This window comes from Virgibacillus ndiopensis, assembly GCF_900187325.1.
Lineage (GTDB): Bacteria > Bacillota > Bacilli > Bacillales > Amphibacillaceae > Virgibacillus_E > Virgibacillus_E ndiopensis.
Genome location: NZ_FZMZ01000005.1, coordinates 920,996 through 942,038 on the forward strand (window position 1 = coordinate 920,996; position 21,043 = coordinate 942,038).

The window sequence follows — 21,043 nt, forward strand, 5'->3', positions numbered from 1 at the left end:
CCCCTCAATGTTTTTTTGAATAGTCACGTAACCTTGGTTTGATTAGTGAAGTATCCACTTCTTCATATGTTAATACCGGAGCATTGTTCTCCTTATCAAATGTTGCGATTGTAGTTTTTAACCAATCCTCATCATTACGATCAGGAAATTCTGGTTTATAATGTGCCCCGCGGCTTTCATTACGGTTATATGCTCCTTGTGTAATAACACGTGCTAAATGAAGCATATTTTTAAGTTGACGTGTGAACATAACACCTTGGTTGCTCCAACGAGAAGTATCATTAATATTAATATTTTCCCATCGTTCTTGAAGTTCTTGAAGTTTTTCGTCCGTTTTAAGAAGTTTATCGTTGTGACGTACTACTGTAACATTATCTGTCATCCATTCTCCTAGCTCTTTATGAAGCTGATAAGCATTTTCTTCGCCCTCCATCTTCATAAGCTTCTCGAATTTTTCTTGTTCTTCTTTTACAGTTTTCTCGAACAATTCAGGTGACATATCCTCAACGTGTATGTCCAAATCATCAATGTATTTAATTGCATTCGGTCCTGCAACTGAACCACCGTAAATTGCTGACAACAATGAGTTAGCACCTAGACGATTTCCGCCATGTTGAGAATAATCACATTCACCACATGCAAAGATTCCTGGAATACTAGTCATCTGATCAAAATCAACCCAAAGTCCACCCATAGAATAATGAACAGCAGGGAAAATTTTCATTGGAACTTTACGTGGATCTTCCCCAACAAATTTTTCATAAATCTCGATGATTCCACCAAGTTTTACATCCAATTCTTTAGGGTCTTTATGTGATAAATCTAGGTATACCATATTTTCCCCATTGATACCTAATTTTTGATTTACACAGACATCAAAAATTTCTCGTGTTGCAATATCACGAGTAACTAGGTTTCCGTATGCAGGATATTTTTCTTCTAGGAAGTACCACGGCTCCCCATCTTTGTACGTCCAAACACGTCCACCTTCACCACGTGCTGATTCACTCATTAAACGTAATTTATCATCACCCGGTATTGCTGTCGGATGAATTTGAATAAATTCTCCATTTGCATATTTTGCACCTTGTTGATACAAAATACTTGCTGCAGACCCTGTATTAATCATTGAATTGGTAGATTTACCAAATATAATTCCTGGTCCGCCAGTAGCCATTATCGTTGCATCTGATGGAAAAGATCTTATTTCATGCGTCTTAATATCTTGAGCAACAATTCCTTTACCAACACCTTCATCATCAAGGACAGCTCCAAGGAATTCCCAGTTTTCATATTTCGTTACCAGGCCATCCACTTCATAACGACGAACTTGTTCATCTAGTGCATATAATAACTGCTGACCTGTTGTTGCCCCCGCATATGCTGTACGGTGTACGGCCGTACCACCAAAACGACGGAAATCTAATAAACCTTCGGGCGTACGGTTGAACATAACACCCATGCGATCTAGCATGTTGATTATACCAGGCGCTGCTTCACACATTGCTTTTACAGGCGGTTGGTTTGCTAAAAAGTCCCCGCCATAAACTGTGTCATCAAAATGTTGCCAAGGTGAATCTCCTTCACCCTTTGTATTTACTGCACCATTTATACCACCCTGGGCACATACAGAGTGAGAACGTTTTACAGGCACAATGGAAAACAGGTCTACATTAACACCTGCTTCAGCTGCTTTAATTGTTGCCATAAGACCAGCTAGCCCGCCTCCAACAACAACCACTTTACGATTACTCATGAGAAATACTCACTCCCTTATTCATTATTAAATTCCGTAAGCAAATTGTATTAATGCTCTTACACCGATATAGCTAAGTGCTAAAAATACGATTAACGTTGCGTATGTAGCTACCTTTTGAGATCTTGGTGATTGAGTGAATCCCCATGACACTAAAAAGCTCCATAAACCATTTGAGAAGTGGAATGTAGTAGATATAACACCCACAATATAGAACCAAAACATTACAGGAGTGGACAGAATACTTTCCATTAATCCATAATTCAGTTCTTCGTTACCTAAACCAATTTGTATACGAGTTTCCCAAACATGCCATGCAATAAATATTAACGTAATAATACCGGTTACGCGTTGTAAATAAAACATCCAGTTTCGGAAATAACCGTATTTTGTAGAATTATTCTTTGTTACAAATACAATATAGACACCCAGTATTGCATGGAATAAAATTGGAAGATAAATAATTACTACTTCCAATACAATCAAGAATGGTAAGCTTTCTACAAACCCTGCTGCATTATTAAAGCTTTCTTCACCATATACAGCAAAATGATTTATAATCAAATGCTGAATCAAAAAAACACCAATCGGAATTACTCCTAACAGTGAGTGTAGCCTGCGATACCCAAATTCGCGATGTTCCATTAAGTGTTACCCCCCTCAGATTATGTAATATTATTTTGTTATTTGCACGGGTTTCTAAACAATAAAGATTGCGTCATTATAGGTATTCCCCTTTACTGCCTAAAAATGTACAATTTGTGACACGTTTTATTGTACTTCTTACCTTTATAAGCGTCAAGAAAAGGACTCTAAAATTTTTATATAAGGCAATCTGCATATTTTGTCCATAAAATTAAAAAGCATCCTTGCACAACCGCTCATTTATATAGATAATAATACTAGTAATCTATTTAAATGAATTTACCGTTTTCGTTGAATTGGTTCAGTTAGAAAGGATGACATCGATGTCAAAAAATCAGGTTTTAGTCCCACTAACATCACTCGATAAACTACAAAGTTCCGGTGCTGGTTATGATTTACTACGTTATTATAGTCTACCCGAAATATTAGGGACGGAAGCAAATACACTTTTATATTTTATGGGCAGAAATCTTGCTAGAAAACTAGATATCAAGACTATAGAAGACATCTATTTTATTTTTGATAAATTAGGTTGGGGAAAACTAGAATTAGTCAAGAAAAAAAGAAAGGAAATTATTTTTCATTTAATGGCCGATTCAGTCGCAAATCGTTTAAATGCTCCATTCGAATCAGAGTTTCGATTGGAAGCTGGATTTTTGGCTGAATCTATACAAATAATCAATGAAGCATCATGCGAATGTATGGAAGAAGTTAACAAAAAAATTCTCCAGGTTGAATTTACGGTGATTTATACAGCTTAGCAAATCAGGAATAGAAAAAAAGTAATGTTCTTTAACGGTTAAAGAACATTACTTTTTACTTTTTTGAATTCAAATGATCGATAATAAGTTCTGCGATGTTTTTAGGAATACCTAGCCTTGTTATAGTTGATAATGACGTATTCTTTATCTCTTCTATTGATTTAAAATGAGTCAACAATAACCTTCTCCGTTTTTCTCCTACTCCAGGTATTTTATCCAATTCAGATTGAAACAAATTCTTCCCGCGTAATTGTCTGTGAAAAGTGATAGCAAATCTATGCACTTCATCTTGAATACGTTGTACTAGATAAAATTCTTGTGATTTCCGTGATAGCGGGATAATCTCAGGGGGAACTCCATACAATAACTCACTAGTTTTGTGCTTATCATCCTTTGCTAAACCACACAATGGAATATCTAACCCCAGTTCATTTTCCAATACATCGAGCGCTGCATTCATTTGCCCCTTACCACCGTCTACAATAATTAAATCTGGTAGTGGCAACTGCTCTTTCAATACTCGAGTATAACGCCTCCTGATAACTTCACGCATTGTTTCATAGTCATCAGGTCCCAGAACATCTTTTATTTTATATTTACGGTATTCCTTTTTATTGGAACGTCCATCAATGAAAACAACCATAGCTGATACAGGGTCTGTTCCTTGAATATTCGAATTATCAAAAGCCTCAATACGATGTGGCATTTCAATGTTTAACTTTTCTCCTAGCTGCTCTACCGCTTTTATCGTTCTTTCCTCATCACGTTCTATTAAAGAAAATTTCTCATTTAGAGCAATAGAAGCGTTTTCCATTGCTAATTCTACTAGTTCTTTTTTCCTGCCACGAAACGGGACATGAACATCCATTTCTAATAACGTCGTTAATAAATCTACATCGACTCCAACCGGTACTAGAACCTGTTTTGGTTTTGGATGATGCTGATGCAAATAAAATCTGCCAATATAACTTACAAATGTTTCTTCCGGATCATCAAAAAACGGAAAAATAGATACATCTCTTTCAATTAATTTTCCTTGTCTAACAAAGAAAACTTGAATACACATCCATCCTTTATCATAGCTATATCCAAATATATCTCTATTCACTCGATCTTTAAGTGTCATTTTTTGTTGTTCCATTATTGACTCAATATACTGGATTTGATCACGCATTTCTTTAGCGCGTTCGAAATCTAATTTTTCACTTGCATCAAGCATTTTTTGCTTTAAATCGTTTTTAATTTCTTTATGGCCACCATTTAGAAAAGAAGTAATGTTTTGTACAATTTCTTTATATGTTTCTTCAGTAGCTGGATTTTGACCGCAAGCTAAACACTGACCCATATGATAGTAAAGGCAAACACGTCCCGGTGGATTATTACATTTTCTTAATGGATACATCCGATCAAGAAGTTTCTTTGTTTCCCTTGCAGCGATAACATTCGGATAGGGTCCAAAATATTTCCCCTTGTCTTTTCTTACATTTCGAGTAATCAAAAGTCGCGGATGTCTTTCTGCAGTTATTTTTAAATAGGGGTACGTTTTATCATCTTTTAACATGACATTATATTTAGGATCGTATTTCTTAATCAAATTCATTTCTAAAATAAGTGCCTCAATTTCAGATGAAGTTACAATATATTCAAAATCAACTATTTCTTGTACCAAACGCTGTGTCTTTCTATCATTAGCACCTGTAAAGTAGGACCTTACTCTATTTTTTAACATTTTAGATTTACCTACATAAATGATGGTTTTATGTTTATCTTTCATCAAATAGCAACCTGGTTGAGCTGGTAGAACAGCTAATTTTTCTTTAATTGTTTGATTCATGTATATGTTCATTCCTTTTAAATCACCCACTTTACGCGGGCGCAGTCTATACATCACTAACAGGTAACTGCCGCTTTTGTACTTGTAAAGTAAAAGATAATCCCTTGTCACATAAGGTCAACAAGGGATCTACTCTTTGTACATTATACAATTATACACTCTTTTAAGCGTGTTTGTTAATTAATTCAACAAGCGCTTCTTTTGGTTGGAAACCAATAACTTGATCAACAACATTTCCATCTTTAAAAAGTAATAAAGTTGGAATGCTCATTACACCAAATTTTCCTGCTGTCTCCTGATTTTCATCTACATCAAGCTTAACTATTTGAACTTTATCTTCCATTTCACCATCAATTTCTTCTAAAACTGGAGCAATCATTTTACATGGCCCACACCAAGGAGCCCAAAAATCAGCTAGCACTAATCCTTCAGCTGTTTCTTTAGTAAAATTTTGATCCGTCACGTTAACAATTGCCATTGAATTTCCTCCTCAAGTCTTACATTTAACTCTTTTTAGAGTATATCATCGATAGTATTTCCTTGCTAATAGTTTGCTTATTCATTTCAGATTTATATTTAAAAGTGAATAAAACCGCCCCTAGGGACGGTTTTATTTTATCTCTTTAGCTTATTTCACTTTCTTAATTTCTTCAATCAACATTGGTATAACTTCAAATAAATCGCCAACAATACCATAATCAGCAACATTGAAAATGTTTGCTTCAGGATCTTTGTTAATTGCAACAATTACTTTTGAATTTGACATACCAGCCAAATGTTGAATAGCACCGGAGATACCACATGCTATGTAAAGATCTGGTGTAACAACTTTACCAGTTTGACCAATTTGCAAGGAATAATCACAGTATTCAGCGTCACACGCACCGCGTGATGCTCCAACAGCACCACCTAAAAGATTCGCTAACTCTTGTAATGGTTTAAACCCATCTTCACTTTTTACACCACGTCCACCAGCAACAATTACTTTCGCTTCTGATAAATCAACACCCTCTGACACCTTTCTAATAACATCTTTAATAACAGTACGTATATCTGTAACATCTACTTCTTTAGATGTTACTTCACCTAAACGTGTTTCATCACGGTCAAGTGCAGCGATATTGTTGGGACGAATTGTAACAAACGTAACGTCACTAGTAATTAACTTCTTTTCAAATGCTTTACCAGAGTAAATAGGTCTTGTAAATACAACCTTATCACCGTCCACTTCAATGTCAGTTGCATCTGAAATCAAACCAGATTCTATTTTACTTGCAAGTTTTGGTGTTAAATCCTTCCCAATAGCAGTGTGCCCCATAACAATGGTATCCGGTGATTCATCATTAATCACAGCCATAACTGCTTGACCGTAACCTTCTGATGTATACGTTTTCAAATCATCGTGTTTAATTGTGATAATACGATCTGCACCATAATATACCATTTCATTTGCTTGTGCTTCCAATTCCCCGTCTCCACATAAAACCCCAACGATTTCTCCGTCTGAACTTACTTTTTTTGCTGCAGCAATTGCTTCAAATGTAACATTACGTAATGAACCATCTCTTGTTTCACCTATAACTAGTAGTTTGCTCATTCGAGTTTCTCCTTTCTATGCTCGGTTTAAAGTACTTTTGCTTCATTTTTTAATAGTGAAACTAATTCTTGAACTTGATCCTGCAATTCGCCTTCAAGTACTTTCCCTGCTTCTTTTTCCGGCGGTAAAAATATATCAACAGTTTTTGTTTTTGGTTCTAGATCATCTTCGTCTAAATCAAGGTCATCAATTTCCAATTCTTCCAACGGTTTCTTCTTCGCTTTCATAATACCTGGAAGTGAAGGGTATCTTGGTTCATTCAATCCTTGTTGACATGTCAACAGTACTGGAAGACTTGTTTCTATTTTTTCAATATCACCTTCAACATCTTTATCAATGTTAACTGTTTCTCCATCAATTTTTAAACTAGTAATTGTTGTTACATAAGGGATTCCTAAACGTTCTGCTAGTCTTGGACCTACTTGCCCACTCGCTTCATCAATCGCTACATTACCTGCTAAAATTAAATCTACTTCTTTCTCTTCAAAATACGCTGTCAAAATCTTTGCTGTTGTAAACTGATCCCCTTCTTCAAGATCATCTTCTGTATTGATTAAAACAGCTTTATCAGCACCCATTGCTAATGCAGTACGCAATTGTTTTTCAGAGTCTTCATCACCAACTGTAACAACAGTAACTTCTCCACCGTGTTCATCACGTTGCTTGATCGCTTCTTCTACTGCATATTCATCATAAGGATTAATGATGAATTCAGCACCATCATCTTCAATTTGACCGTTTGTTACAGCAATTTTTTCTTCTGTATCAAATGTCTTTTTTAACAAAACATAAATGTTCATGTGATATCCTCCTTTAGTAATAACAATTATAATCTATTTATCTTGGAAGTTGGGTTTACGTTTTTCAATAAACGCTTGTATTCCTTCTTTTGCATCTTCGGATCCAAATATTTCACCAAAGGCCTTCGCCTCCATTTTTGACCCTTCTGCAAAATGTTCCGCTTTTGCATATGGAATTAATTTCATTATACGATTGATTGTTGGCTTACTTTTCGAAGCTATCTTTTCTGCTAGTTTCATAGCTTCTGTAAATACAGTTTCCTCTTCAAATACATGATTAGCTAAACCTAATTTATGAGCTTCTCTACCACTAATAGGCTCACCAGTTAGAATCATTTCATAAGCCTTTGCAGTACCTACATATTGTGGCAAACGTTGAGTACCTGCAAACCCAGGTATAATTCCTAACGAAAGCTCCGGCAATCCCATTTTAGTGTTTTCTGTTACAATACGGATATGACAGGCCATTGCCAATTCTAATCCACCACCTAAAACAGCCCCGTGAATAACAGCAATAACAGGAATTGAAAAATACTCAATCCGATCAAACAATTTTTGTCCTTCACGTGATAACGATTCATAATCAGAAGCATTCTGTAATGATGTAAATTCCTTTATATCTGCCCCTGCTGAGAAAAATTTACCTTCACCTTTTAAAATGATTGCTTTAATTGTCCCATCCTTCTCAATTTCATCAAGCTTTTCAGCAATATCCTTCAACAATGCACTGGACAGCGCATTTGCCGGAGGGCTTTTAATTGTTAATGTTGCTATGTGATTAGTTGATTCGTATGCTATCGTACCCAATGTTCAATCCTCCTTTTTAACATAATAACAGAAATTTGCATTGATTTGCATTCTTCTTATTTAACGGAAAGACCATTTATTATTAACCCATGGACCCCAGAAGCCTGCTCTATTAAATCATATTTTTGCTCCTTCATCACCCAGTTTGTTACTGTTTCATCTAAGGTGCCAAAAATCATCTGTCTCACAAGAGGAAGATTTAAATCATTGCGAAATATATTTTCTTCCACACCTTCATTAATAATATCGTCAATAGTAGCTAAATATGGTTTTAAGACACTATTAATCTTTAATCGTAAATCTTTATTTGACTGTCTTAGCTCCAATTGAGTCACTATTGCTAATTGATGATCCTTGGCTAATTGACGAAAATGCATTTCAATCAATGTAAGCAATTTTTCGCTGGCACTTCGTTTTTGATTAATACTGTTCGTAATTTGTTCAACAAATTGACCCATTTTTTCTTCAAACAACGAAACAAGAATATCTTCTTTATTTGCGAAATATAAGTATATCGTTCCATCCGCTACTCCAGCTTTTTTAGCAATTTTAGAAACTTGTGAAGCATGGTATCCATTTTCAGCAATAACCTCTACTGCTGCATCAATTATCTGTTTATACTTTGGTTTATTTTTTTTCATGTCAATCTCCTTAGTACTTACCTTTGCAACAACTGAATGAATAATCATTCATATTTATATTGTACCGATTCATTTAGATCGTGTCAATATATTGCTTGTACATTACTGTCCAAAAATCGAGCTTTTCGCTCAAATTGTAGTAGAGTTTTCTTGAATCTTCTCTTTTTCTTCATTAACTAACTGTCTGCGTAAAATTTTACCTACTGCTGTTTTTGGTAATTCATTGCGGAATTCATATAATCGTGGTACTTTATATGCCGCAAGATGTTTCCGGCAATATTTATTCAATTCCTTTTCGTCAAGCTTGCTTCCAGATTTAAGCACTACATATGCCTTTACTGTTTCACCTCGATATGCATCAGGTACCCCGGCAACAACAGCCTCTTGAACACCTTCATGTTCATAAAGTACTTCTTCTACCTCTCTGGGGTAAATATTGTATCCACCGGCTATAATCATATCTTTTTTTCGATCAACTATATAAAAGTATCCGTCCTCATTCATATATCCAAGATCACCTGTAAACAACCAGCCATCCTTTAAAACCTTATCTGTTTCTTCTGAGTTATTCCAGTAACCTTTCATTACCTGTGGACCTTTAACAGCAACTTCTCCAACTTCTCCAATATCTGCTTCTTCTAACGTTTCCATACGAAAAATTTTAGAATCTGTATCTGGCCATGGTACACCGATACTTCCGTTTACACGATTGGTCCACACAAAATTTGAATGTGTGACTGGGGAGGATTCAGTTAATCCATACCCTTCCACTAGTTTTCCTTCAGTAACTTTTTCAAATTGCTCTTGTACTTCTATCGGTAATGGTGCCGAACCACTAATACATGCTTCAATAGATGATAGGTCAAATTTTTTAAGATTTGGATGATTCAGTAATCCTACATAAATCGTTGGTGCTCCAGGAAACAAAGTAGGTCGTTGTTTTTGAATTGTTTTTAAAACTTCCTCAGCATCAAACTTTGGTAGTAGTACCATCTTGGATCCATTCATTATGGACATATTCATTACTGTCGTCATTCCATAAACATGGAAAAAAGGTAAAACACCTAATACTGTTTCTTTGCCCTCCTTTGACTTATACAACCATGCTTGACACATTTGAACGTTTGAAACAAGGTTGAAATGCGTTAACATTACTCCTTTTGGAAAACCCGTAGTTCCACCTGTATATTGGAGTAATGCAATGTCTTCTTTTGGTTTCACTTCAATTTCTTTGTAAGATTCGGACGCATTCTCCATTATTTTGTTCCATACATGCGTATCATCCGTTTGTTCAACTTTTACGACCATATTATACTGCTTTTTTTGTATAAATGGATAAACAAGATTTTTTGGAAATGGCAAATAGTCTTTTATTCCGGTTACGATTGTATGCTTTAATGGTGTATTACTTCTTACATTCGTAACGCGTGGTAATAATATATCCAAACAAATAATAAAGCTGGCACCTGAATCATTAAGCTGGAATTCAAGTTCACGTTCTTTGTACAAAGGATTCGTTTGAACTACTGTAGCTCCTGCCATTAATGCACCATAATAACTAATAACAGATTGTGGACAGTTTGGCAGCATCACAGCAACACGATCACCTTTTTGCAAGCCTAAAGATTGCAAATAGCTAGCCATTTTCTTAGCCAGCCTGTAAACCTCGGAAAAAGAAACTTCTTTACCCATAAAATGAAGCGCTTTCTTTTCTGGGTAACGCTTAGCACTTTCTTCAAGAAAGGCTTGCAGCGGTTTCTCATCGTACAAAATACTTGTTGGTATTTCATCTGGATAATGTGTATGCCAACGTTTTTCATTCCCCATTATTTTTCCTCCCTTTTCACTAGTTTATTTCCATTATACCGATTAATTTATATTTTTTGAAACTTTAAATATCTATTTATAAAAAATATGCTTTAGATTAAATAAAATACTCCAACAACTACAAAAATGATTGCAATTACAATTAATACCTTTGCTAATGTCTCCAATTGTTTCTCCCCTTATCCTATACTTGCCCCAATTATAAATGCTAATCCTACTGAAATTAACATGGAAATAAAGCCTACTGCATTATTTCCCCTGCCAATCTCTTCATCAACTTTTATTGTTGGTGTTAAAAATTCAAAAATAAAATAACCTAATAATAATAAGATGAATCCAAAAACGCCCCATCCAATACTCTGTAAAAGTGTATCATTATGTTCGATTGAATAGCGGAATATAGTTGCAATACCAAATAATTTCCCACCAGTTGCCATCGCCACAGCAAAATTCCCCTGCTTAATTTGCTTCCAATTTTTGTAGGACGTTACAAGTTCGAATATGGCTAAAAATACAACGGTGCAAAGAATTACAACACTATACCGTGCAGCCGTTTCTACAAAAACATTTTCCCAAAAACCACTCATTTTTGAGCCCCCCGTTTCCCCAAGTAATACAAGTTTTATTTCAATTCTAAAATGGTCACGCCACTTCCGCCTTCACCCATAGATCCAGTACGGTAGGTTGATATTCTTGGGTGCTTTTTAGCAAATTCTTTTACACCTGTACGTAATGCTCCAGTACCTTTCCCATGAATAATCGATACTTTTGGATAACCAGCAAGCAATGCATCATCTAGGTATTTCTCCAATTTAAGTAAGGCTTCTTCAAATCGTTCTCCGCGCAAATCAAGTTCAGTACTAACATGATAATTTGACCCTTTTACAGTTGTTAAAGGTTTTTCAATAACTTGTTTTTTCTTACCTATAGCCTGCAAATCATTGCGCTTTACTTTAACCTTCATAATACCAACTTGAACAAGGTATTCATTGTCGTTCACCTTCTCTAGAACAGTGCCATTTTGGTTAACAGTGAGCAATTTAATCTCATCACCGGCATGTAATTCTTTAGCTGACTTATTATCATTATGTTCCTTTCTTTGTTGCTTGGAAGAAAGATTTGGCTTAGCGTCTTCTAGCATTTTTTTAGCTTCAATCCATTCATGCTCTTTTAATGCTACAGAAGACTTCATATTTCGAATTTCATCGATTATTAATTCTGCTTCTTCTCTTGCATTTTGTAATGCTTTTTCAGCTTTTTCTTCCGCCTTTTTATAAAGCTCTTCACGTTTTTGTTCAAATTGATGCCACTGTCTTTTAATATCATCTCGTAATTTTTCACTAGCCAATAAATTCTCGTATGCTTCCTGATATTCCTTTTCTGCTTGTATTTGAGATTGTTCTAAAGAGGCAATCATATTTTCAACACTTGTAGAATCCACACCAATATGGCTTTTTGCTTGATCAATTATTGAATTATTTAACCCTAAACGTTTAGATATTTCAAAAGCGTTACTTCTTCCTGGAATACCAATTAACAAACGGTAAGTCGGCTGTAATGTTTCTATATCAAATTCAACAGAAGCGTTAATGACGTTCTCTCGATTGTACCCATATGCTTTTAACTCAGGATAGTGCGTCGTAGCAATTACTCGTGCATTTCTCGACACAACCTCATCTAAAATAGCCATTGCCAAGGCTGCCCCTTCTTGAGGATCTGTACCGGCCCCTAGCTCATCAAATAATACTAACGTTTTATCATCTACTTGTTGAATGATATTTACAATGTTTGTCATATGTGAAGAGAATGTACTTAAATTTTGTTCAATGGATTGTTCATCACCGATATCTGCAAATACATGCTCAAAGATAGCCATTTCACAGCCATCAAATGCGGGAATTTGTAATCCAGATTGTGCCATTAACGTACACAGTCCAATCATTTTCAGTGTTACCGTTTTACCACCCGTATTTGGACCTGTAATAACAATTGAAGTATATGTCTCACCAATCTCCACATCATTTGCAACAACTTCACTTACTGGTATCAATGGATGACGCGCCTGTTTCATCTTGATAATTCCCTGATCATTCATTTTAGGCATAGCCGCTTTCATGGTCTTTCCTAATTTAGCACGAGCAAACATAAAATCTATTTGTGCTAATACCATAACATTTTCAGTTAAATAAGATTCTGATTGCGCAATATGTTCACTTAATTCGCGTAAAATACGATCAATTTCCTGCTTTTCTTTCATTCTTGCTTCTTGAAGTTGGTTATTAAGATCCACAACAGCTTTTGGTTCCATAAATAAAGTGGCACCAGAGGCAGATTGATCGTGAACAATTCCACCGATGGAACCTCGATATTCCTGTTTTACTGGAAGTACATAACGATCGTTGCGAATCGTAATAATTGCATCTGAAAGCATATTACTATTTGATTTTGTATAATTATCCAGTTTATCACGAACTCTACTCTCATTCGTACGAATCGAGGATCTGATACTACGCAGTTTTACAGACGCGCTATCCATTACATGACCATGGTCGTCAATACAGCTTTTTATTTGAGTTTCAAGTTCACGTAAAAGTGTAATACGCTTCACAAGTTCTTTTAAAATCGGCAAATCTTCTTCTTTTTTTTCTATAAAATCTTTAACCTGTCTGCCACCATAAATTGTATTCGCTATATCTAAGCATTCCTCGGTACTTAAAACCCCACCAATCACACTTCGTTTAATACTCGCTCGAATGTCAAAGATCCCCCCAAGTGGAACTTCTTCATTCAACCGCAAAAGTTGCGCAGCTTCATCTGTTTCTTTTTGTAAATTTCTAACCTCCGCTAAATCAGTAGATGGTTTAAGTTTAGATGTTAAATCCTTCCCTAATGTCGTTGCAGCTTGATTCGTTAATTGTTCAAGTATTTTATTAAATTCAAGTACTCGTAAAATACGTTCGTTCATACCTACTTACCCCTTTTGTTCTCTACTATCTCTTATGGTTTACAAACTCAAAAAATTTCTCTTTTGACCATGTATTTAGAACAGTTTCTTTTTGTAACCACCCACGTCTTGCAACACCAACGCCATATTCCATATGGTCCAACATTTGATAACTATGTGCATCCGTGTTAATCGCCATTTTCACACCATTATCTTGCGCAATTCTAACCCATTCCGAAGATAAATCTAGCCGATTAGGATTTGCATTAATTTCCAATGCCGTTCCCGTTTCATTCGCGCGCTCAATCAATTTTTCAATATCAATAGCATACCCGTTACGCCTTCCAATAAGTCTACCAGTAGGGTGAGCAATAAGTGACACGTATGGGCATTCTAAGGCAGCATATATTCTGGACATGATTTTTTCTTTTGGTTGCCCAAAGCTAGAATGAATTGCCCCAATAACAAAATCCATTTCCTGTAAAAATTGGTTATCAAAATCTAACGTACCATCAGGTAAAATGTCCATTTCTACCCCGGCAAAAATATGAATATCATTATATTTTTCATTCAACTTCTCAATTTCTTCCCGTTGTTTTCGGAGTTTTGTTTCATTTAACCCATTTGCAACACGTAAATATTTTGAATGATCGGTAATCGTAATATAATCATAACCCTTTTTACGTGCTTGATTAACCATTTCTTCTAATGACTGACCACCATCACTCCATGTTGTGTGCATATGCAAATCACTACGAATATCCTTTAACTCCACTAAATCCATTGTATCAGTATATGCCTCAATTTCACCTGTATTTTCCCTAACCTCTGGCGGGATAAATTGTAATCCAAAATGATCAAAGAATTGTGTTTCGTTCTCAAATGTTACTATTTCTTCTGTTTCTTCTAATTCAATTCCATATTCATTAATCTTTTCACCACGTGATTTAGCTAACTGTCTCATTGCAACATTATGTTCCTTTGAACCGGTAAAGTGATGAAGAGTTGAGGCAAACTCCTTTAGTTCAACTATACGAAAGTCTATATTAATATCATAAATATTTTCTAACGTAATCGATACCTTTGTTTCTCCACTAGCAATGACAGCTTTAATATTTTCCATTTCCAGTAAAGCATCACGAACATCAGAAGCTTTTGAAGTCGCGATTATAAAATCAAGATCTTTTATTGTTTCTCGCATTCTACGTAGACTTCCAGCACGAGAAAACCTTTCAATTGTTGGAATTCCTTTTAAAAATTCTTCAATTTGCTCTGCTATTGGAAGCATAATAGCTATTGGTAATCGCTCAGGTCTTTTATCTACTTCTTCTAAAGCCTTCAAAACCTTTTCAGCTGATTTTTTACCAAACCCAGCAAGATTCTCAACACTACCACTTTCACATGCTTCTTTTAACGATTCCGCGTCTGTCACATCAAGCTCCTGATACAATTTCGCCAGCTTCTTTCCACCAAGACCTGGTAGATTAAGCAGTGGAATTAATCCTTTAGGTACCTCTTTTTCTAGCTGGTTAAAAGTTTCTGATGAATCATTTTGTAAATATTCTTCAATTACTGCACTTGTTCCTTTGCCAATTCCTTTTATTTTAGTAAAGTCATCAATTTCATCTAATGATCGATCATCACGTTCCAGTGCCTGTGCCGCTTTTCTATATGCAGATATTTTAAAAGGGTTTTCCCCTTTAAGCTCCAAGTACACAGCAATCTTATCTAGTAACTTTAATACATCTTTTTTATTTTTTGCCATTTTTGTTCACCTACTTATCATAATACCAAAAGAGACTGATCCAATTTGGATATATCTATTGTACACGAGATACAAATGCATACCCTACTAAATAGAATCAGCCTCTTAAAAAAATTCTTGTTAGAAATCAAACAAACTTTCTATATTCGTAAACCATAAATCTTTAATTTGTTCGGAAAATATCGGAGTATGTTCAATAATAAATAATGCAACAGATGAATCATTAATCCAAGATTGGATACCTGATACAGGCGTCAAAGCCATAATGTATAGAATGATAAAAATCAATAAATAAACTTCTATAAATCCTAACACAGCGCCAAGAATTTTATTTATAGAATGTAATATTGGCAATTCAGCAACAAAATCAAGCATCGAGGCGATAATTTGCAAAACAATTTTTACAGCAAAAAAGATAATCGCAAATGCTATAGCATTATAAAAAGCATTTTCAAGTGGCAGTGATTGTAGAAAAGCTGCCCATGAACTCTCGCCTGACAATTCCGGATAAGGAATCCAAAGAGCTAGATTTGATGCTAGTTCATCATAGTAAATAGCAGCTACAATAAACGCTACGATAAACCCTACTAAATGAAAAACCTGTAAAATGAAACCTCGTTTTAAACCAATTAAACAGCCAAAAATTAATAGCAGTACTAATATAAAATCAATCATACTTTATTTATCCTCTTTCTGATTTATTGAACCAAGCAATTTCGCATATTCTTCTTTTAATTTTAAATAGTCATTCATTGTATTAACAGCTGTTAAAACAGCTAGTTTTGTCGTATCCAGATTTTTGTTCATCTCTTGAATTTCATGCATCTTTTGATCAACTAAACTTGCCACTAAGCGTACATGGTGTGCAGGCTCAGTCCCAACTATTGTATAGGATCTGTTATGTATATCGACCGTTATTCGTGTTTTATCGTACTGGGTCACACGGTTACCCCCTTAATAAAATGGTTCACTTTATATTAACATGAAGATTACATTTAGGAAACTAAAGAATAACCTTTTATTAATGATTAATCCTTTGCTATAGTGTATATATGTAACTGATTGGAGAGATTAACATGCCACAAAGTGTTCACGTAATACCATTAGTAACAATCGAGGAAATGCAGCGTCATTATGCAAGTTCTGCCACAAATACACCACAAGGCGCTATTTTTAGAGCGAAAACAACAAATGCAGTAATAACTGCTTATCGGTCTGGAAAAGTGCTTTTTCAAGGCAAAGCACCAGAATTAGAAGCGAATAAATGGGTATCAGATAGCATTTCAGCATTATCAGGTAAATCAAATTCCAGGCAAGCTACTAATGCTAAGCATCCATATTCACCACCTAAAACGTTATTTGGTCATTCTCATATAGGATCAGATGAAGCGGGAACTGGAGATTATTTCGGTCCAATAACTGTTGCTTGTGTGTATGTTAAAGAAGATCAAATAGCAGCACTAAAGCAAATTGGTGTTCAGGATTCAAAAAATCTAACGGACACAACCATTAAAAAACTATCAAAAAAAATTCTAAACCAAGACATTACCTATTCACTTCTTGTATTACGAAATGAAAAATACAACGCATTAAAAGCCAGTGGTTGGTCCCAAGGCAAAATGAAAGCAATGTTACATCATCACACAATTAACAATGTATTACAAAAGATAAATTCCTCATATGAAGGGATATTAATTGATCAATTTTGCGAGCCAAGTCTTTATAACAAATATATTGCCAGTGAAAAAGCAAAAATTGCAAATAAGACTTATTTCATGACAAAAGCAGAAAGCTATTCGATAGCCGTAGCTGCAGCATCAATTATTGCACGAACAAGCTTTCTAAACGAAATGGATGAGTTATCTGACAAACTAAAAATCACCTTACCTAAGGGTGCTTCAAATCATGTCGACAAGGCAATTGCAAAAATAATGAACGAAAAAGGTAAGGACATCTTAAATACATGCGCAAAAACACATTTTGTTAATACAACAAAAGCGGAAAAATATTTATAGAAAAAAGGAATAACGGAGAACTCCTTCTTCGTTATTCCTTTTAATTATGATCGAACATATGCGTTAAACTTGTCATTAACAGCAGCGATAATTGTTTGATACGATTCCTCTACTTCTTCATCCTTCAAAGTTCTTTCAGGATCTTGATAAAGCAATCTGTAAGCAATCGATTTTTTATCCTCTTGTAAATGTTCACCCATATATACATCAAATATTTGAATATCTTTTACTAACGGTGCACCTGTTTCTTCAATAACTTTCTTAACATCTCCTGCAAGAACAGTTCTATCTAATACAAATGCGATATCTCTTGTAGTCGACGGATATTTAGGTATCTGATAATACCTTGGCACATTGTCATACAACTCTAGAACGGTTTCCATATTGATATCAAAAACATATGTTTCATTTAAATCCATTGCTTTTTCTAGTTTAGGATGAACTTGACCGATAAATCCAATTACTTGATCACCAATAGAAACTGTTGCACATCTTCCTGGGTGCATATCCGTTAATTTAGTTTGCTCGAAAGTAACAGGGATTTCTAAAAAGTTAAATAAACCTTCTACGAGACCTTTCACCACATAAAAATCAACTGCTTTCTTTTCTTGCTGCCACTCATGTTCAGTCCATAGGCCTGACAATACTCCAGATAAACGTAATTGTTCATTAGGCTGCTTGGTTAGTATTTCTTCCTGTGAAGTAAAAATTGATCCAAGTTCATAATATGAAATACTAGTTTGGTTTCTTGCGCGATTATAGGAAACAGTATGCAATAATTCAGGTAAAATGCTTAAGCGTAAATATTTATGATCCTCACTCATTGGCATTGCCAACCGTACAGGTACTGGATTACTTTTATTAATTTCAGGGCTTATTAATTTCGTAACGTAATCCTGACGCGTTAAGGAATAGGAGATTGTTTCCATCAATCCAACGCCCTGCATGAAGTTTTTCACTTGTCGCTTTAGCTGCTGACGTTCGGTTAAGGCGCCTGCTTGTGATACCCCATTTGGTAATGTATACGGTAAATTATCATACCCATATATTCGTGCTACTTCCTCAAGCATATCTTCAAAAATGGTAATGTCTCCACGTCTTGTAGGAATTTTCACATTAAATTCATCACCATTTTTTTCATATTGAAAGCGAAGTTTAGCCAAAATATGGCCAATTTCTTCAGTAGTAATATTCGTGCCTAGTCGATTATTGATCTCTGAAGTGTTAACGTCCACTTCTTTCTCAGAACGATCTAATTTGTCAAAAACAACGGCATTACTTAAAACAGTTCCATCAGCATATTGCTCAAACAGCTGACACGCTCTAACACCGGCACGGTTAACGCGATTTGGATCAACACCTTTTTCAAAACGTGTGCTTGATTCACTGCGTAAACCAGTATCTTTAACAGCTTTTCTTACCGATGTTGGAGCAAAATATGCTGCTTCTAATAATATCGTTGTTGTATCATTTACCACTTCTGTATTAGCTCCACCCATAACACCTGCAATTGCTACTGGTTCCCTACCATTCGTGATAACTAAATGTTCACGAGTTAAGTTACGTTCCTGGTCATCTAGTGTAACAATCGTTTCATTTTCATCAGCACGTCTTACAACAATTTCGTTGGATTGTAAACGATCATAATCAAATGCATGTAATGGCTGACCATACTCAAGTAATACATAGTTTGTAATATCCACTATATTATTTATTGGACGTATACCAGCAGCTATTAAGTGATTTCGCATCCACAATGGAGACGGTTTGACTTGAACATCTTTAATCATAAATGCACCATAATACGGATTCAATTCCGCGTTTGCAACACTTACGGATACAAAATCATGTGTATCCTCTCCACTAGTTATAACTTTTTCTTCAGGCAAATTGATTGGTTTGTCTAAAATTGCAGCAACTTCATATGCTACCCCAAGCATACTTAAGCAATCTGCGCGATTGGGTGTTAACCCCAATTCCAAAATAGCATCATTTAAATTCAATAAAGCAGTTACATCTTCACCAACGGTCACATCTTGAGGGAAAACAAATATTCCATCAGCTATATCTTTTGGTACATATTTATCTTGAATTCCAAGTTCCTGTAATGAACAAATCATTCCATTAGATTCAATTCCACGAAGTTTTACCTTTTTAATCTTAAAGTTACCAGGAAGTACTGCACCTGGTTTTGCTACTGCAACTTTTTGCCCTTGCTGTATATTGGGCGCACCACAGACAATTTGTAAAATTTCATCACCAACATCGACCTGACATAAATTTAGTTTGTCAGCATTGGGATGTTTTTCACATTCCTTCACATACCCCACGACAACGTCTTTACTCGTCTCTGCAACATACTCAATTCCTTCTACTTCAATACCACTTTTCGTAATCTTTTCGGCAAGTTGCTCTGGTGTAATTGTTCCTATATCAACATAATTTTTTAACCAATTTAATGATACTAACACGTTCAAATTCACTCCTTATGCATTATGATATTGTTTTAAGAACCGTCGATCATTGGTGTAGAACTGGCGGATATCATCAATGCCATATTTAAGCATCGCTATACGGTCTGGACCCATTCCAAAAGCGAAACCAGTATAAACACTTGAGTCATAACCAGCCATTTCCAACACTTTAGGATGTACCATACCAGCTCCTAAAATTTCAATCCAGCCTGTTCCTTTACATACAGAACAACCTTCTCCATTACATACTTTACATGAAATGTCCATTTCAACAGATGGTTCGGTGAATGGGAAAAAACTTGGGCGTAAGCGGATTTCACGATCAGCCCCAAACATCTTTTTAGCGAATACGTCTAAAATCCCCTTCAAATCACTCATTCGAACATCTTTATCTACATAAAGCCCTTCAATTTGTGTAAACTGATGTGAATGTGTCGCATCATCTGTATCACGACGATAAACCTTACCTGGACATATCATTTTTACAGGTTTATTACCATCATACTCACGCATCGTCCGTGCCTGAACAGGTGATGTATGTGTTCTTAGGAGTAATTCATTCGTAATGTAAAATGAATCCTGCATATCCCTTGCAGGGTGATCTTTTGGTAAATTTAATGCTTCAAAGTTAAAATAATCTGTTTCAACTTCAGGACCTTCTCTAACCTCGAACCCCATTCCGATAAATAAATCTTCAATTTCTTCAACAATTTTTGTTAATAAATGTGGTCCTCCAACCTGAATCGGACGCCCTGGAAGAGTAACATCAATTGCTTCTTTCTCCAGTTGTTTTTCTAACGCTTGTTCCTCAAGTCTCTCATTCTTTTGGTCAATTGCTTGTGTTATCGATTCTCTTACTCTGTTTGCAATTTCGCCAACAATTGGACGTTCTTCCTTGGACAACTTACCCATTCCTCTTAAAACACCGGTCAGCGATCCTTTTTTCCCTAAATACGCAACACGAATTGCTTGAAGCTCTTTAATTTGACTTGTTTCCGCAACACGTTCTAGAGCTTCTGCTTGAATTGCTTCTAACTGTTCCTTCATAATAAAGCCTCCTTAATAAAATACAAAAAAAGCCTAGTCCACTAAAAAGGGACGAGGCTTTGTATTCGCGGTACCACCCTTGTTGACACATAAATGCTGTATCCAACTTAAGCTTGATAACGGACAAGAT

General features: G+C 35.4%; 18 protein-coding genes. 2 read left to right on the top strand and 16 right to left on the bottom strand.

Going from position 1 to position 21,043, the window contains the following annotated elements:
- Positions 1-4: 4 nt before the first annotated feature.
- Both sdhA and CS937_RS12040 read right to left on the bottom strand, forming a co-directional pair.
- Positions 5-1,756 carry a succinate dehydrogenase flavoprotein subunit gene (gene sdhA, locus CS937_RS12035; protein ID WP_099158693.1) on the bottom strand — a complete coding sequence of 584 codons (1,752 nt, stop codon included), beginning with the start codon at positions 1,754-1,756 and terminating at the stop codon, positions 5-7.
- Positions 1,757-1,783: 27 nt separating this feature from the next.
- Complete coding sequence (locus CS937_RS12040) at positions 1,784-2,401, bottom strand: succinate dehydrogenase cytochrome b558 subunit (protein ID WP_099158694.1); 618 nt, start codon at positions 2,399-2,401, stop codon at positions 1,784-1,786.
- 323 nt (positions 2,402-2,724) lie between these two features.
- Here CS937_RS12040 and CS937_RS12045 point away from each other — a divergent pair, with 323 nt between their 5' ends.
- A complete protein-coding gene (locus CS937_RS12045; protein ID WP_099158695.1) occupies positions 2,725-3,162 on the top strand; it encodes a YslB family protein in 438 nt (145 codons plus the stop codon).
- Between the two features lie 55 nt (positions 3,163-3,217).
- On the opposite strand, the gene uvrC is transcribed toward CS937_RS12045, so the two are convergent.
- The 12 genes from uvrC to zapA form a co-directional block, all read right to left on the bottom strand.
- Positions 3,218-4,996: an excinuclease ABC subunit UvrC gene (uvrC, locus tag CS937_RS12050; RefSeq protein ID WP_099158696.1), complete on the bottom strand. Its 1,779-nt coding sequence runs from the start codon at positions 4,994-4,996 to the stop codon at positions 3,218-3,220.
- Positions 4,997-5,159: 163 nt separating this feature from the next.
- Positions 5,160-5,474, bottom strand: a complete 315-nt coding sequence (trxA, locus tag CS937_RS12055) for a thioredoxin (RefSeq protein ID WP_099158697.1) — start codon at positions 5,472-5,474, stop codon at positions 5,160-5,162.
- Between the two features lie 150 nt (positions 5,475-5,624).
- Complete coding sequence (locus CS937_RS12060) at positions 5,625-6,593, bottom strand: electron transfer flavoprotein subunit alpha/FixB family protein (RefSeq protein ID WP_099158698.1); 969 nt, start codon at positions 6,591-6,593, stop codon at positions 5,625-5,627.
- 26 nt (positions 6,594-6,619) lie between these two features.
- Positions 6,620-7,393 carry an electron transfer flavoprotein subunit beta/FixA family protein gene (locus CS937_RS12065; RefSeq protein ID WP_099158699.1) on the bottom strand — a complete coding sequence of 258 codons (774 nt, stop codon included), beginning with the start codon at positions 7,391-7,393 and terminating at the stop codon, positions 6,620-6,622.
- A 33-nt stretch (positions 7,394-7,426) separates the two neighbouring features.
- On the bottom strand, positions 7,427-8,200 hold the full coding sequence (locus CS937_RS12070) for an enoyl-CoA hydratase (RefSeq protein ID WP_099158700.1): 774 nt from the start codon (positions 8,198-8,200) through the stop codon (positions 7,427-7,429).
- A 56-nt stretch (positions 8,201-8,256) separates the two neighbouring features.
- On the bottom strand, positions 8,257-8,841 hold the full coding sequence (locus CS937_RS12075) for a fatty acid metabolism transcriptional regulator FadR (protein ID WP_099158701.1): 585 nt from the start codon (positions 8,839-8,841) through the stop codon (positions 8,257-8,259).
- 129 nt (positions 8,842-8,970) lie between these two features.
- A complete protein-coding gene (locus tag CS937_RS12080) occupies positions 8,971-10,668 on the bottom strand; it encodes a long-chain-fatty-acid--CoA ligase (RefSeq protein ID WP_099158702.1) in 1,698 nt (565 codons plus the stop codon).
- A 179-nt stretch (positions 10,669-10,847) separates the two neighbouring features.
- Positions 10,848-11,255: a DUF350 domain-containing protein gene (locus CS937_RS12085; RefSeq protein WP_099158703.1), complete on the bottom strand. Its 408-nt coding sequence runs from the start codon at positions 11,253-11,255 to the stop codon at positions 10,848-10,850.
- A gap of 35 nt (positions 11,256-11,290) precedes the next feature.
- Positions 11,291-13,633 carry an endonuclease MutS2 gene (locus CS937_RS12090; protein WP_099158704.1) on the bottom strand — a complete coding sequence of 781 codons (2,343 nt, stop codon included), beginning with the start codon at positions 13,631-13,633 and terminating at the stop codon, positions 11,291-11,293.
- A 25-nt stretch (positions 13,634-13,658) separates the two neighbouring features.
- Positions 13,659-15,377 (bottom strand): DNA polymerase/3'-5' exonuclease PolX, encoded by a 1,719-nt coding sequence (gene polX / locus CS937_RS12095; RefSeq protein WP_099158705.1) that lies wholly within the window; start codon positions 15,375-15,377, stop codon positions 13,659-13,661.
- A 120-nt stretch (positions 15,378-15,497) separates the two neighbouring features.
- A complete protein-coding gene (locus tag CS937_RS12100) occupies positions 15,498-16,052 on the bottom strand; it encodes a CvpA family protein (protein ID WP_099158706.1) in 555 nt (184 codons plus the stop codon).
- A gap of 3 nt (positions 16,053-16,055) precedes the next feature.
- On the bottom strand, positions 16,056-16,319 hold the full coding sequence (zapA, locus tag CS937_RS12105; protein WP_099158707.1) for a cell division protein ZapA: 264 nt from the start codon (positions 16,317-16,319) through the stop codon (positions 16,056-16,058).
- A 134-nt stretch (positions 16,320-16,453) separates the two neighbouring features.
- Here zapA and rnhC point away from each other — a divergent pair, with 134 nt between their 5' ends.
- Positions 16,454-17,392 carry a ribonuclease HIII gene (gene rnhC / locus CS937_RS12110; protein WP_099158708.1) on the top strand — a complete coding sequence of 313 codons (939 nt, stop codon included), beginning with the start codon at positions 16,454-16,456 and terminating at the stop codon, positions 17,390-17,392.
- 44 nt (positions 17,393-17,436) lie between these two features.
- Here rnhC and pheT read toward each other — a convergent pair whose 3' ends face one another.
- Both pheT and pheS read right to left on the bottom strand, forming a co-directional pair.
- Positions 17,437-19,863 carry a phenylalanine--tRNA ligase subunit beta gene (pheT, locus tag CS937_RS12115; protein ID WP_099158709.1) on the bottom strand — a complete coding sequence of 809 codons (2,427 nt, stop codon included), beginning with the start codon at positions 19,861-19,863 and terminating at the stop codon, positions 17,437-17,439.
- Between the two features lie 15 nt (positions 19,864-19,878).
- A complete protein-coding gene (pheS, locus tag CS937_RS12120; protein WP_099158710.1) occupies positions 19,879-20,913 on the bottom strand; it encodes a phenylalanine--tRNA ligase subunit alpha in 1,035 nt (344 codons plus the stop codon).
- Positions 20,914-21,043 lie beyond the last annotated feature (130 nt).